Source organism: Streptomyces swartbergensis (assembly GCF_002148965.1).
In the GTDB taxonomy this organism is placed as follows: Bacteria; Actinomycetota; Actinomycetes; order Streptomycetales; family Streptomycetaceae; genus Streptomyces; species Streptomyces swartbergensis.
The window spans coordinates 1-14,360 of record NZ_NGFN01000049.1 but is presented as its reverse complement, the minus strand read 5'-3'; the positions used below and the strand labels follow the sequence as shown (position 1 = coordinate 14,360).

The window sequence follows — 14,360 nt, the reverse complement described above, 5'->3', positions numbered from 1 at the left end:
GGTATGACACGAGAGGGCTGCTTCTCCCCCGACCCGTAGGGGTCGTACGGGGAAGAGGCGCTAGCCGGCCCGGTGCACCACCGCGTCGGACAGCTCCACCAGCGCCGTCTTCGCAGTGCACTCGGGCAGCGGCGCCAGCGCCGAGCGGGCGTCCTGGGCGTAGCGGATGGTGTCCTGCCGGGCCTGCTCCAGCGCCGGGTGGGCGCGCAGCAGGCGCAGGGCCTCGGCGTGCCGGTCGTCGTCGGTGAGGTCGGAGTCCAGCAGCTCGCACAGGGCGATGTCGTCCGCGAGTCCGAGCCGGGCGGCGCGCTCGCGCAGCCGCAGGACCGGCAGCGTGGGGATGCCCTCGCGCAGGTCGGTGCCGGGCGTCTTGCCGGACTCGTGGGAGTCGGAGGCGATGTCCAGGACGTCGTCCGCGAGCTGGAAGGCGACGCCGAGCCGCTCGCCGTACTGGGTCAGCACGTCCACGACCGTCTCGTCGGCGCCGGACATCATCGCGCCGAACCGGCACGACACCGCCACGAGGGAACCGGTCTTGCCGCCCAGCACGTCCAGGTAGTGCTCGACGGGGTCGCGGCCGTCCTGAGGTCCGGCCGTCTCCAGGATCTGCCCGGTCACCAGCCGCTCGAACGCCTCGGCCTGCACCCGCACCGCCTCCGGGCCGAGGTCGGCCAGGATGTGCGAGGCGCGGGCGAAGAGGAAGTCGCCGGTGAGGACCGCGACGGAGTTGCCCCAGCGGGCGTTCGCGCTCGCCACCCCGCGGCGGACGGTGGCCTCGTCCATCACGTCGTCGTGGTACAGCGTGGCGAGGTGGGTCAGCTCCACCACGACGGCCGACGGCACGATCCCGGGCGCGTACCGGTCGCCGAACTGGGCGGAGAGCATCACGAGCAGCGGACGGAACCGCTTGCCGCCGGCCCGGACCAGGTGCTGGGCGGCCTCCGTGATGAAGGGCACCTCACTCTTGGTGGCCTCGAGCAAGCCTTCCTCGACAGCCGCCATCCCGGCCTGGACATCGGCTTCCAGAGCCTGGTCCCGCACGCTCAGCCCGAACGGCCCGACGTCGGTCACGAGGGGTCTCCTGTCTGCTGGTGTCTGCCGGTGATTACGCGGTTTGTCGATAGGTCGCTGCCCTCACTCGAGTCAGCGTATCCGGTCACGTTTCGATCACCGCCAGCGCCCATGGTTACAGGCCGGGCGGTATCCGATCAGGACCGCAATATTCTCGATCAGCTCATAAGAGCAGACATTTATSTACTTTCCAGGAAGTAGCGGGTTATGTGCGATTTGCCGCATTGAGTAAGCAAATTCCTCTTGGCGCACATTGCCCCAGGACTCGTGATCAGTGAGTTGAGTCACGTCGCCCCCTGTGGCGACCCACTCCGGCACCTGCCCGTACCTCCTTCCGCCGAACGCGAGTTGAGCCTTGGCTCCCGCAAAGGATCAAGCGGCACATACACCCCAGACCAAGGTCGACCGGCGCGATGTGTGACTCCGGCGCTTGTTCCCGACATGTGCTCTCGCATACGTTCCGGGCCTGTCCGGCGGACGCCGAATCCTGCCACCGCCCGGACTCCCCACACGAACCCACTCACTCACGCATGGCAGGAGCGGGGGACCCAGGTAAGTCGCCGGTCCGCGCAGCGGAACGGCTCGGGGTGAAGCCGCCCACGGCATACAGCACCGTGGGCGGCCGGGCACCTCCCGGCCCGAACCCGACAGCTCACCTCGCAGGCGTCGGAGAGGAATATCGCCATGCCCCGAGGCAAGCACCGTCGCCCCAGAAGCAACCAGCTCACCCGTCGTGTCGTGGCCGCCGGCACCGGCGGAGCGGCACTCACCCTCCCGCTGCTCGGCGCGACGCAGGCCAGCGCCGCCCAGCCGAGCCAGAGCGCACCCGCCGCAGCACAGTCCGTGCCGCAGGCGGCCCAGCCCGCCAAGTCCCTCACATACACCGTGGCCAAGGGCGACTCGCTCTACCGCATCGCGGACAAGTACGACGTGTCGGGCGGCTGGAAGCAGCTCTACAAGGACAACCGCGCCACCGTCGGCGACGACCCGAAGCTGATCCACCCGGGTCTGAAGCTGAAGGTGAAGACGGCCAAGGCGGACACCGCCAAGAAGACGGCGACCAAGTCCTCGGCCCCCGCCAAGCCGGCCGCGAAGCCCGCCGGTGGCGTCGCCGAGGCCACCCAGGCCTCCGCGAAGACCTACGCCGACAACCTCGACGGCTGGATCCGCGAGGCGCTGGACATCATGGCGCAGAAGGGGATCCCGGGTTCGTACGACGGCATCTACCGCAACATCATGCGTGAGTCGTCCGGCAACCCCCAGGCGATCAACAACTGGGACTCGAACGCCGCCGCCGGCACCCCGTCCAAGGGCCTCCTCCAGACCATCGACCCGACCTTCCAGGCCTACCACGTGGACGGCACGTCGTGGGACCCGTTCGACCCGGTCGCCAACATCACCGCGGCCTGCAACTACGCGGCCGCCCGCTACGGCTCGATCGACAACGTCAACGGCCCGTACTGAGCCGTCCCGCCCAGCAGCCGTTCGAGGACGACGGCGATGCCGTCGTCCTCGTTCGACAGGGTGACCTCGTCGGCCACGGCCTTGAGTTCGGGATGGGCGTTGGCCATGGCGACGCCGTGGGCGGCCCAGTCGAACATCGGGATGTCGTTGGGCATGTCGCCGAAGGCGACGGCGTCCGCCGGCCGCAGCCCCAGGTGCTCGGCGGCCAGCGCCAGGCCCGTCGCCTTGGTCACGCCGCACGGCTGGAGCTCGACCGTGCCGGGCCCCGACATCGTCACCGTCGCGAGTGAACCGACCACCGAGCGGGCCGTCGCCGCCAACTCGTCGTCCGTCAGGTACGGGTGGCGCAGCAGCACCTTGCTGATGGGCTCGCCCCACAGCTCGTCGCGCCGGTCGACCCGTACCGCGGGCAGCGTCGGGTGCGGCATGAGATAGCCCGGCTCGATCAGCGTGAGCCCGTCGACCCCGTCCTGGTCGACCGCGGCGTACACCTGCCCCACCTCGGCCTCGATCTTGCCGAGGGCGGTCTCGGCCAGTTCCCGGTCCAGGGTGATGGACCACAGCAGCAGGTCCGCGCCGGCGTCGTACACCTGCGCGCCCTGCCCGCACACCGCGAGCCCCGTGGCCCCGAGGTCGTCCAGGAGCGGCCGCACTCTCGGCGCCGGCCGGCCCGTCACCACGAGGTGCTGGGCACCGGCGTCCGCCACCCGCGCGAGCGCGGCGAGGGACCGGTCGGACAGGGTGTCGTCGCCGCGCAGCAGCGTCCCGTCCAGGTCGGTGGCGATGAGTGAATATGCGATGGGTGCGGCCATGATCAGAGAATACGGACAGCGCGCCCCTTCGTTTCATCGCGCGTCGGACGCCGATTGCCCGGTTGAAGGCCTCTGCACCAGTTGGCAACAACATGGTCCGCTACCTACCGTCGGGGCCGTCTCGGGCGGTACCTTCCAAGTGTCCAGGGGGGACTTGATCGGGGGGTCAGGTTGAGCAGTGGGCGCATACGTGTGGCTCGGCCCGGGGAGCTCGGCGAGGGGGAGAAGGAGCGCTGGCGCGCGCTGCGCGCTGCGGCGGAGACACCGCGCAACCCCTTCATGGAACCGGAGTTCACCGAAGCCGTCGGCCTGGTGAGGCCGCAGGCGCGGGTCGCGGTGGTGTACGAGGGGCTGGAGCCGGCCGGCTTCCTGCCCCATGAGCGGGGCCCGTTGGGGCAGGGCCGGGCGATCGGGCTCGGCGTCTCGGACACGCAGGGCGCGATCCTGCGGCCCGGCCTGCATCTGGGCACGGGTGAACTGCTGCGGGCCTGCGCGCTGTCCAGCTTCGCCTTCGACAACCTGGAGGCCGAGCAGCGGCTGTTCGTCCGGTACGCGGCCGAGGAGCACGCCACCTACGTCATCGACGTGGAGAAGGGCTACGAGACGTACGAGTCGGTGCTGCGCGCCCAGTCGCCGAAGTTCCTGAAGACCACCCTGGCCAAGGAGCGCAGGCTGGGCCGGCAGGTCGGCGACCTGCGGTTCGTCTTCGACGAGCGCGACCCGGCCGCGCTGCGCACGCTCATGGAGTGGAAGTCGGCGCAGTACCGCAGGACGGGCCGCCGGGACCGGTTCGCCCGGGAGTGGATCACCCGGCTCGTGGGGCGGCTGGCGCAGACCCGGGCGCCGGAGTGCAGCGGCACGCTGTCCGTGCTGTACGCCGGACRGCGGCCGCTGGCCGCGCACTTCGGGCTGCGCTCGGCCTCGGTCCTGGCCTGCTGGTTCCCGGCCTACGACCCGGAGTTCGCGAAGTACTCACCGGGACTTGTGCTGCACCTGCGCATGGCCGAGGCGGCGGCCGCCGAGGGCATCGGCATGCTCGACCTGGGGCGGGGCGCGGCCGAGTACAAGGACGCGCTGAAGACGGGCGAACTGCCCGTGTACGAGGGCGCGGTGACGCGTCCGGGGGCGGGCGCGGCGCTGCACTGGCTGAGCCGCGAGCCGGCGCGCCGCGCGCACAGCTTCGTCCGCGCCAGGCCACGGTTCGCGTCGCTGGCCGCGCGGACCCTGAAGGGCGCGGCTCGGCTGCGCCGTACCTGACACAGGTCGTACCCGACAGAGGTCGTACCCGACACAGGTCGTACCTGACTCAGGTCGTACCTGACGACGAGGGGGGAGGGCGCATGGCCCGTTCGGCACGTGCGCAGGAGGAGATACGGCGGTTCCTGGACATCGGGGCGGTGCAGGTCGCCGAGCTGGACCTCGACGGTGACGAGGCGGTGCTCAGACCGGGCCCGGGGAGTCCGCCGGTGACGCACGGCGAGGTGTTCGTGCTGGTCAGGCAGGGCGGGCGGCCCGTGGGGACGCTGCTCGCACGCGTGCCGGAGGGGGCGGACGCGAAGTCCGTGCTCGCGGCGCGGGCGCGGGCGGAGTGTGCGCCGGCGCCCGCGCAGGCTCGTGGCCCCGGGGCAGCCGGTGAACCGCCGTACACGAGTGTCGTGATCGCGACCCGGGAGCGTGCCGGGCAGCTGGCCCGGGCCTTGGACTCGCTGCTGGCGCAGGACCATCCGCGGTTCGAGATCGTCGTCGTGGACAACGCTCCCGTGACGAGCGAGACGCGGGAGCTGGTCGAGCGGAAGTACGCCGAGCGCGTGCGGTACGTCTGCGAGCCGGTGCCCGGCCTCGCGGTCGCGCACAACAGGGGGCTCGCGACCGCGCGGGGCGAGGTGGTCGCCTTCACGGACGACGACGTGGTCGCCGATCCGCGCTGGCTGACCGAGCTGACCGCGCCCTTCGCCGCCGACCCCGGACTCGGGTGCAGCACCGGGCTGATCCTGCCCGCGCGGCTGACCACCCCGGCCCAGGTGCTGCTGGAGAGCCACGGCGGCTTCGCGAAAGGCTTCACTCCAAGGACGTACGACCCGGCGCGTCCCCCGGGCGACGAGCCGCTGTTCCCGTTCACGGCGGGGCGGTTCGGCTCGGGCGCCAACATGGCGTTCCGGACGGCGGTGCTGCGTGAGGTCGGCGGTTTTGACCCGGCCACGGGTGCCGGGACGGCCGCTCGGGGCGGTGACGACTTGTACGGTTTCGTCCGCGTCCTGACGCAGGGCCACCGGCTGCGCTACACCCCGCACGCACTGGTGTGGCACCACCACCGGGAGACCTGGCGGGACCTGGAGACCCAGGCGTACGGCTACGGCGCCGGACTCACCGCCTACCTCACCGCGGTGCTCGTGAACCGCCCGGCGCTGCTGCCGGCGTTCCTCGCGCGGCTGCCCCGGGGCCTCGCCCACGCCCGCACGCTGACCGCCGTACGCGAGACGGAGGGCGGCGGGGCGCCGGGCGACCACGACGTGCGGACGCATCCGTGGCCGCGGCGGCTGTCGCGGTTGCAGCGCAGGGGGATGGTGTACGGGCCTGTGGGCTATCTGCGCGCGCGGCGGGCGCTGCGGGCGCGTGGGAAGGGGGCGAGATGAGGACGTCTGCACGCACGCGTGGTGAGAGGCAGGGGGGCGGCAGAGGCCGGGCGGAGCGGGGTGCGCAGGACGGTGAGGGGCCGATATCGCCACCGGGTGCGGCCGGCTCCCCGGCCATTCCGGTCTTCCTGTACCACTCCGTGATGGACGACCCGCCCGACTGGATCGCCGAGTTCACGGTCACGCCGAAGCAGTTCGCCGCGCATCTCGACGCCGTGGTCCGCAGCGGCCGCACCCCGATCACGATCAGTGCGATCGCCGACCATCTGGCCGAGCGCGCACCCCTGCCGCCCCGGCCCGTGCTGCTCACCTTCGACGACGGCTTCGCCGATCTGCCCGGCCCCACCGCCGAGGCGCTGGCCGAGCGGGGCCTGCCCGCCACCGCCTATCTGACCACCGGCGCCATCGCCCCGGGCGGCCGCAGTCTGCTGCCTCCCGCGCCGATGATGACCCTGGACCGGGCGGCGGAGCTGGAACGTTACGGCATGGAGATCGGCAGCCACACGGTCACGCACGCGCAGCTCGACACCCTGTCCGGCAAGGAGCTGGCGTACGAACTGCGCTCGTCGAAGGCCGTGCTGGAGGACGCCCTCGGGCACGAGGTCCGGCATCTCGCCTATCCGCACGGCTACAACAGCCCGCGTGTGCGGGCGATGTCGGCCAGGGCCGGCTACGAGACCGCGACCGCCGTACGGCACGCGCTCAGCTCCGACCGCGACGAGCGCTACCGCATCGCCCGGCTCATCGTCCGGCGTACCCACACCGTCGCCGACGTCGAGGGCTGGCTGGCGGGTGCGGGCGCGCGGGTCGCGCCGTACCGGGACGGGCCGAAGACGATCGCGTGGCGCTGGTACCGGCGGGCCCGCGCGGTGGTGCGCGGGCCCGAGTTCGCGGGCTGATCCCTGCCTGAGTCACTTGAGCGGCTGGTTGAAGTACGGGTCGGCGACCGCCTCGCGCAGGCTGTCCCAGGCCGCGTCGTTCGCCAGGGCCAGGTTGCAGTGCGGTCCGGGGTCGCGGTAGTTCCACTGGAGGGCGGCCTTGACGCCCTCCAGGCCCTTCAGCACACCGGGCACCTGCGCGTACCACTCGGCCTGCCGCTGCGGGCGGGCCGAGTCCGCGGCGGTGCCGAACTCGGAGAGCATCAGCGGCTTGTCGTCGGAGATGTTCTTACGGATCCAGTCGTGCGCGGCGTGCTGTGTCTGCGCGAAGCTGAGCCAGCCCGTTTTGTGGCAGCGGTAGTAGTTGTACTGGTTGTAGCCGATCCAGTCGACGTACTCGTCGCCGGGATACATCGCCTTCATGTCGTCGGCGTGGTCGAGGTAGCCGGTGGTGATCCACGTCCACACCACGTTGTCGACGCCCAGTTCGCGGAACCGGTCGTGGATGTGCCGGTACGCCTTCACGTACTCGGCGGGGGTGCCGTTGTCCGGGGTGCGGGTGTCCATCTCCAGGTCGAAGGAGAGGAACACCTTCTTGCCGTAGTCCTTGATGCGCCCCGCCTGGACATCGATGACGGTCTCGTCCAGCTCGCCGGAGGCGATCTGCTCCCAGGTCGGCTGCTGCTTCTTCGTGCCGCCCCACCACTTGCTCTCCCAGGACAGCAGCAGCAGGTGGTCCTCGCCGACGCGCTGTTCCTCCGGGGTGAGCAGCTGGCCCTCCCGGCGGGTGCCCTTGGGCAGGGACATGTCGTGGTACGTGTACACGATGTCGAGCTCGCGGCCGACGCGCTTCTCGTAGGCGCGGACCTTCTCCGGCAGGTCGTCCCGCTCGTGCGGCACGAACGCCCCGAACCAGGCGCCGCAAGGCGGTTCCAGGATCGCCGTGGGGCGGCAGTCCGCCTTGGAACCGGCCGCTCCCGGGTCCGGCCCGGAGGCGTTCCTGAGGGCGAGTACGCCGACCAGGACCGCGCTGACGATCGTGGCGGACGTGATCAGCAGACGGCGCCGACTCGATGTGAACGGGCCGGCGGACGGCTGCTCCTCGTGCGGCTGTGGCCTCCTGCGGTGCTGTCCGGTCGTGGTCGGCTTGCGGCGAAAGGGACGGTGGGGACGGTTGAACCTCACGGAGCAGAACCCTTCGGTGTCCTCGGTGTCGTCCTCGGCGGCGGGGAGGCGCGCAGCGGCGGGCAGAACGCGGCGAGTGTGGTCAGCAGCGTCAGCGTCAGCAGCACCCGTTGCGCGCTGAAGGTGTGCGTGGCGATCAGCACGGTCGCGACGAGCATCACGGCGCCGATGCTCAGGAACAGCACCAGCATCAGCCGCTCCAGCAGGTCGGAGTGGCGGGCGAAGTCCGGGTCCCGTCGCTCGACGGGTCCTTCGGCGGGCCGCGCCCCCAGCGCGGGGGCGCAGACTCTGATCACGGCCGCGCCCGGGCCCGCCGCCAGGAAGAGGACGACGGCGGCGCCCCGCAGCGGCGATCCGCCCGGCAGCGCGAGCGCGGCGAGCGCGAGCCAGCCGCCGAACGGCGGCAGCATCCGGACCACGAGTTCCTGCGGTGTCATCGCTCCGCTCCCTGCGCCTGCTTCAGTACGTAGAGCCATCCGGCGCTGTTCTCCGCCACGAGCTGGAACCGTGGTGAGGCGGCGACGGACTTCTGTATCCGGTCCAGCTGCGCCTCGTCGAGCTGTCCGTTCATCTCGGAGTTGGCCAACTGCCCCTGCGTGAGCAGGAAGTAGGCCCGGGCCGGCCGCTCCACCCCGGCCATGTCGCCGGCGAGGGTGCCGGCCGGGTTCCTGACGATCCGGTCGACGTGGCTGCGGGCGTCGTCGAGGAACCAGTAGTGGTCGACGCTCCAGTAGGAGGCGTACGCGAGCGGGTAGTTGCGGTTGGCGGCCACGACGAGCGAGCCGTCGGGCGCCTGGTCGAAGAGCTGCCGTACGAGGGCCACTTCCTGCGGCGGGAAGTAGTTGATCCGGTCCTTGCCCGAGTAGGCCGGGACGAACGCCAGGGTTCCGCCGAGCAATGCGGTCAGCCCCACCCATGTGCCGAGCCCCCGTCCGCGGGGCTTCACGGGGGCGGCCTGCCGGCTGCCGGCCTCCTTCGCCGCGGCGTCGGCGGCCAGCGTACGGACCTTGGGCAGCAGCGCGGCGGCGGCGAAGAACGCGGCGCCGGGCAGCATGAACAGCAGCACCCGGAAGATCATCTCGCTGCCGTAGCTGCTCGCCGCGAACATCGGCAGCGGGGCCGCAGCGATCAGCAGCAGGGGCCGGGCCCGGTGCCGCAGCACCCGTTGGCGCAGGACGCCGACGGCCGCGAGCAGCAGGACGGAGCCGGACAGCAGCCGGGCCGCCCAGGAGGTCGCGATCGCTCCGGTGCCGGTCGGGGTGGCGCCGTACCCCGTCTCCACGTTGGCGCCGACGTCACCGACGGAGCGGATCATGTCCGGCATCGCCGCGGACAGGAAGGGCAGCGCGGCCGTGAGACACCAGGCCAGGAAGATCACGACGGTTGTGACCACCGGGACCCAGTCGCGGTAGCGGCGGCTGAGGCACAGGGCGAGCAGACAGACGACCAGCATGCCCGGGGTGAGCTGGTGGGAGATGACGATCGCCACGAGCATGACGGTGAGCACCACCGTCCACACGGCCTGCCGGGGCCGCCCGCGCCGCCCGGCGGACCGGCCGAAGCGGCGCAGGACCACGGCCAGGACGCCGACGTGCAGCGCGTAGGCCACGGACTGAGGGGAGAAGTAGTCCTGCCCGACCCAGTTGGCGACGTAGAACAGCCAGACCGCGGTCCAGATCAGCCGCCGGTCCTCCGTGAAGGTGCGGTAGATCAGCAGCAGCGGGAGCAGCAGCATCAGGCTGGAGACCAGGGGCCACCAGGCCATGAACATCGCCGCCGAGTCCACGCCCAGCAGCCGCATCAGGGCGGCCTGCGCGGCGAAGAAGCCGGGCCACTGGTCGTACACCGCCATGTCGCCGACCTGGTCGGCCGTTTGCAGACCGCCCGCCGTCAGCAGATGGTCGATGACCGCCTCGTGCTTCCACGCCCACGCGTACAGCGGGGTCGGGTAGACCACGGCCTGCGTGACCCGCTCCATCACCAGCAGCCCGAGGACGTACGCCGCCGCCCAGACGCCCGGCCGGCGCGGATCGCGGACCGTGAACCAGAACCCGGTGGTGAGCACCACGAGTCCTGCCCAGAAGGCCGGGTGCAGCGCGGTGACCAGCCCGTAGTCGTCGAGCCGCGAGACGTCGGTGTGCCGCACGGCGTACGCCCACAGGGCGAGCGCGACGAGCAACGGAACGCCGGGCCAGGCCTGAGCGCGCCGCCCGGACCAGGCGGGGGGCAGGTCGGACAGGTCCGTCACGGCCTCATGGGCGGGGCTCGACGACTCCGAGGAGGAGGAGCTGGAGGACTGGCTGGAGGTCTCGGGGCTGCCGCCGGGGGTGCTCGCGCCGTCCCGTGCGGGTGTGGGTTCCGGCGTGGATCTCTCCCTCGGAGTTACTGGCGGACGCACGGTGGTTCCCCCCTGGCGGTTCGGCTCTGTCCGGCTCTGGAGCTTGATCAGTCGCTGGGTCGGCTGTTCGGCCTTCTGCGGTGCGGTAGGGCCCTTCTGATGGATATCCGCAGGAGAAGGAGCGGCGTTCGGTGCGTGCGATCGGCGTGCGGTGCGGAGGGTCATGTGGCGGAGCCACCTGGCCCTCCGCACCGTGCGGCGAGCGTGCGTACCGGGCGTCGTGACGCTGCGGAGATCCATCAGAAGGGCCCTGGCCCCATGGCCGACGCGGCGCGGCGGCAGACCGGTAGGAGCACGACGAGTACGACAAGTACGGCGAGCAGGGGCGGCGCGACCGGTGCGAGCGCCTCACGCCACACCCAGCCGCCGACCGCGACGAGATACAGAACCCCCCAGCGCCCCGGCCACGGCAGCCGTCCGCCCGCGCTCGCGAGCAGCAGCCACAGCGGTACGAGGCACAGCAGCTGGCAGACCGGCGGCGCCCAGCGAAGCAGCGGCTCGGGCCCGTCGAGCCCCACCGCGTCCGCGAGGAAGCCGGCCGTCTTCACATACAACGCCCCGTCCACCGGCCGCGGTTCCCGCCCGAGCGCGACCGGTGCGGCGTACAGGGCGAGCAGGGCGGCGGACAGCGCCGTGCCGGGCAGCCACGGGTCGCGCCGGGTGCACAGCGTGATGGCGGCGACGAACACCACGAGCAGCAGACCTCCCGCGGTGAGCGACGGCAGCGGCAAGCCCTCCAGCAGCTGACGCCCCGTCAGTGCCGCGTCGGTGGCACCGTCGAGCCAGGGCAGGTCGCGCAACGGCGCCCAGAAGAAGACGGTGGCGACGCCGAGCAGGCTCCAGAGGGCGCCTGTCAGCCGCCGCTCCCGGGTTTCGTCCTCGGCTCCGGCGGTTCCCTCGTACCCGCCGGTCCCCTCGTGGCCGGCCGTTCCTTCGCGCCGGGGTGCTCTCGCCTCCGCGCGGCCGTCGCGCTCCTCGCCCGGGCCCGCAGTCTCGACGGCCTCGGCCGCCTCGGCGCCCGCCCCCTTCTCGGCGGCGCCCGGATGGTGCGGCCCACCCGGATGATGCGGCCCGTCCGGAGCGTGCGGCCCGTCCGGAGGGTGATGCGGCCCGCCCGGATGGTGATGCGGCCGCACGATCAGCGCCAGCGTGTCCGCCTGGAGCGCCTCACGTTCGTATCCGGGGCGCCCTATGAACAACGTGACCGTGTCCTCGTCGCCCTCCTTGGGCTGGTACGCGGCCCGGCGGGCCCAGGTCGTGCCGTACCCGGCGGTGGCGTTCAGTTTCGCCCAGCGGGTGCCGTAGGACGGATGGGAGGGATCGGTGGGCGTACGGGTCGCGGGCACGGTGTCGTTGTGCCGCAGTGCCGCGCGCAGCCCGACCGAGGAGACCACGGCGATCAGCGTCATGCTCAGCAGCACCGCCCAGCCGGCGCCCGCGATCCCGGCCGGGGTCAACAGCACGGCCGCGCTGCCCAGCACCAGGGCGCACATGGCGCCTTGGAGCGCGGCGAGCACACCCGTGCGCCCCTGCACGCGCAGTACGCCGATGTACAGCTCCACCACCACCCGCGGCAGCGCGCCGAGGGCGAGCAGCCGCAGCACGGTCGAGCCGTGCTCGGCGTAGTCCGGGCTGAAGGGCGTGAGGATGTAGGGGGCGAAGAGGACCAGCACCAGCACGACCGGGACGAGCAGCAGCGTCATGCGCCGCAGGGCGCCCCGGACTCCGTCGGCGAGCTGTCGCGGGTCGTGGGAGGCGTGCGCGGTGAGGGACGAGGCCATGTTGATGGCCATGAACTCCATCGTGCCGCCGACGGTGTACGCCACGTAGAAGTAGCCGTTCTCCGCGGCGCTGAAGCGGACCGCGACCATCACCGGCAGCAGGTTGATCATCGCCAGGCTGAACAGCGCGCCCAGCGAGTCCCCGGCCAGGAAGCGGCCCATGTCGCGGAGTTTCGGGGGCTCCTTCTCGCGCTCGAGTTCGGTCTGGCGAGGGATGAGCCGGCGGAAGATCAGCCAGCCCAGCGGCAGTGTGGAGAAGGCGATCGCGACGGCCCAGGAGACGAAGATGCCGAGGACGGGCAGCGTGCCGGCGAAGACGGCCAGCAGGACCAGCTTCCCGACCGAGAACACCGCGTTCCCGGCCGGCACCCACTCCGCCTTGCGCAAGCCGGTCAGCACCCCGTCCTGGAGCGTGAGCAGCGCCCAGGCCACGCACGCCGCGACGAACACCGCGCCCGCCATGGGCGTGCCCAGGGGGGCGTATGACGCTCCCCACGCGTCGAGCGTGAGCAGGAAGACGGCGGCGGCCAGCGCCACGATCAGCGAACTGGCCGCGTACGTGCCCCACACCAGGCGCCCGGTCTCCCGTCCCGCGCGCGGGACGAAACGGACCACGGCGCCGATCATCGTCGTCGCCGTGATGCTGGCGAGCAGCCGCATCGCGGCGATGGCGGCGGAGCCCTGGCCGACGGCCTCCTCGGAGTAGTAGCGGGCGGCCACCAGCCAGAACCCCAGGCCCAGTACGGCGGACACGCCGGTGCTGAGCATGAGGAAGTAGGCGTTCTTGAACAGTGAGTCGTGCGTGTGCTCGTCGACGGCAGGCTTCGGTCCGCCACCGTCGGCGCGCGTGGTGGCGGGCTCGTGCACCTGGATCTCAGCCACGGGACTGATCCAGCCTCCCCGATGCCGGCCTGCCACGGGGCGGTTCTCCCGGTGCCTCGACCGGCCGTGCCCCGGACCGCTCCAGCACCTTGACGACCGTCCGGGCCCGCAGCGGGTCCACGGGCAGCGCGTGCCGCGCGAACCAGCGGGCGGCCTCGGGGGCGGGTGAGGGGTCGGTGAACTCCGCGCCGGCGTAGTCGTCCAGGGGCGGGTCGTAGAGGTAGCCGACGACGACGCCCTGCCGCGCCAGTGCCGCGATCGCCGCGTCCCGGTCCGCCACGAACAGCGGGACGCGGAACAACGGCTGGGTGCCGTACGCGTCACGCGGCTTGGCCCAGGGCGTGGACAGCAGCAGTTCCGTGCCCGCCCGGCAGGCGTCCAGCACGTCGTCCAGCCGGTCGAGCTTGCGCCCGATGCGCCCCAGCCGCAGCCGGCCGGACTCCTGGCGGTAGTCGTGCATGTCGACGCGCACCCAGGGGTGGTGGGCGTCGAGCCCGGGCGCCCGGCGGGCGGCGCGGGCGAGTTCGTCCGGGCGCAGCGGCATCCGGATCTCCTCGCGGTCCGCCAGCCCCAGCAGCCGGATCGCGGCCCAGGCGGCGCGCCGCAGCCGCAGTCCGCGCACCGCCGCCTCCGCGTACGGCCGGATCGCGTAGGCGAGTTCGGAGCCCGGACGGCGCGGTGCGAGCAGTCCCGCGCAGGTCTTCTCCACCGCGTCCCGCAGCCCCGGGTCGGCGAGGGAGAGCATGCCTCCGGCCTTGGCCCCGACGTGCTTGGACAGGCTGAACGCGGAGGCCTCGCCCCACGCCCCGACCGGCCGGTCCCCCACCCGGCTGCCGATGGCGTGCGCCGCGTCCTCGAACAGTGGGATCCCCAGCGCGTCGCACTTCTGCCTGAGGCGCGGCGCCGGGTCCGGGTTCCCGTACAGGTTCGTCGTGAGCACGGCCGACACCGATCTCCACGTCCCGTCCGGCACGGCATCGATGTCGATGGACGCGTCGAGCGGGTTCAACGGCGCCTGCACCGGGCGCAGTCCGGCCGCGAGCACGACGAAGAAGATGACGTCGTCGTTGACCGGCGACATCAGTACCCGCCCGCCGGGCGGGCACCAGTGGCGCAGCGCCACGTACAGCCCAAAGCGACATGACGGTACATACACGCATTCCCGGCCGAGCCGCACGCGCATGGTCTCTTCCAGCCGCTTGAGCTGCGAACCACGCCGTACCGAGCCCGGACCGGCCTCCCCAATGGCCATCCGC

11 protein-coding genes and 1 riboswitch are annotated in these 14,360 nt (G+C 72.1%); of the genes, 4 read left to right on the top strand and 7 right to left on the bottom strand.

The window, feature by feature from the left end; all coding sequences use genetic code 11:
• Positions 1-60: 60 nt before the first annotated feature.
• Entirely contained in the window at positions 61-1,071 is a 1,011-nt protein-coding gene (locus CA983_RS11115) for a polyprenyl synthetase family protein (protein WP_086600722.1), read from the bottom strand.
• A gap of 507 nt (positions 1,072-1,578) precedes the next feature.
• Positions 1,579-1,752, top strand: a riboswitch (cyclic di-AMP (ydaO/yuaA leader).
• A gap of 3 nt (positions 1,753-1,755) precedes the next feature.
• On the opposite strand from CA983_RS11115, the gene CA983_RS11110 reads away from it, so the two are divergent.
• A complete protein-coding gene (locus CA983_RS11110) occupies positions 1,756-2,535 on the top strand; it encodes a transglycosylase SLT domain-containing protein (RefSeq protein WP_086600721.1) in 780 nt (259 codons plus the stop codon).
• On the opposite strand, the gene CA983_RS11105 is transcribed toward CA983_RS11110, so the two are convergent.
• Complete coding sequence (locus CA983_RS11105; protein ID WP_086600720.1) at positions 2,499-3,347, bottom strand: Cof-type HAD-IIB family hydrolase; 849 nt, start codon at positions 3,345-3,347, stop codon at positions 2,499-2,501. The genes CA983_RS11110 and CA983_RS11105 overlap by 37 nt on opposite strands.
• 192 nt (positions 3,348-3,539) lie before the next feature.
• Here CA983_RS11105 and CA983_RS11100 point away from each other — a divergent pair, with 192 nt between their 5' ends.
• From CA983_RS11100 to CA983_RS11090, 3 genes are all read left to right on the top strand, one after another.
• Positions 3,540-4,604, top strand: a complete 1,065-nt coding sequence (locus tag CA983_RS11100; protein WP_244206793.1) for a GNAT family N-acetyltransferase — start codon at positions 3,540-3,542, stop codon at positions 4,602-4,604.
• Between the two features lie 83 nt (positions 4,605-4,687).
• The gene (locus CA983_RS11095) at positions 4,688-5,980 is read left to right on the top strand and encodes a glycosyltransferase (RefSeq protein ID WP_107500222.1); all 1,293 of its coding nucleotides are present in this window, start codon (positions 4,688-4,690) and stop codon (positions 5,978-5,980) included.
• 143 nt (positions 5,981-6,123) lie between these two features.
• The gene (locus tag CA983_RS11090) at positions 6,124-6,879 is read left to right on the top strand and encodes a polysaccharide deacetylase family protein (protein WP_086600718.1); all 756 of its coding nucleotides are present in this window, start codon (positions 6,124-6,126) and stop codon (positions 6,877-6,879) included.
• 12 nt (positions 6,880-6,891) lie between these two features.
• Here CA983_RS11090 and CA983_RS11085 read toward each other — a convergent pair whose 3' ends face one another.
• The 5 genes from CA983_RS11085 to CA983_RS11065 all read right to left on the bottom strand — a co-directional run bounded on the left by CA983_RS11085 (position 6,892) and on the right by CA983_RS11065 (position 14,287).
• Complete coding sequence (locus CA983_RS11085; RefSeq protein ID WP_244206791.1) at positions 6,892-8,043, bottom strand: glycosyl hydrolase; 1,152 nt, start codon at positions 8,041-8,043, stop codon at positions 6,892-6,894.
• Positions 8,040-8,480, bottom strand: coding sequence for a hypothetical protein (locus CA983_RS11080; RefSeq protein WP_086600717.1), 441 nt, complete (start codon positions 8,478-8,480; stop codon positions 8,040-8,042). Before CA983_RS11080 ends, CA983_RS11085 begins: the two co-directional genes overlap by 4 nt.
• Positions 8,477-10,441, bottom strand: coding sequence for a glycosyltransferase (locus tag CA983_RS11075; RefSeq protein WP_244206789.1), 1,965 nt, complete (start codon positions 10,439-10,441; stop codon positions 8,477-8,479). Before CA983_RS11075 ends, CA983_RS11080 begins: the two co-directional genes overlap by 4 nt.
• A 239-nt stretch (positions 10,442-10,680) precedes the next feature.
• Entirely contained in the window at positions 10,681-13,104 is a 2,424-nt protein-coding gene (locus CA983_RS11070; protein ID WP_086600715.1) for a lipopolysaccharide biosynthesis protein, read from the bottom strand.
• The gene (locus CA983_RS11065; protein ID WP_244206796.1) at positions 13,097-14,287 is read right to left on the bottom strand and encodes a DegT/DnrJ/EryC1/StrS family aminotransferase; all 1,191 of its coding nucleotides are present in this window, start codon (positions 14,285-14,287) and stop codon (positions 13,097-13,099) included. Before CA983_RS11065 ends, CA983_RS11070 begins: the two co-directional genes overlap by 8 nt.
• Positions 14,288-14,360: the final 73 nt, after the last annotated feature.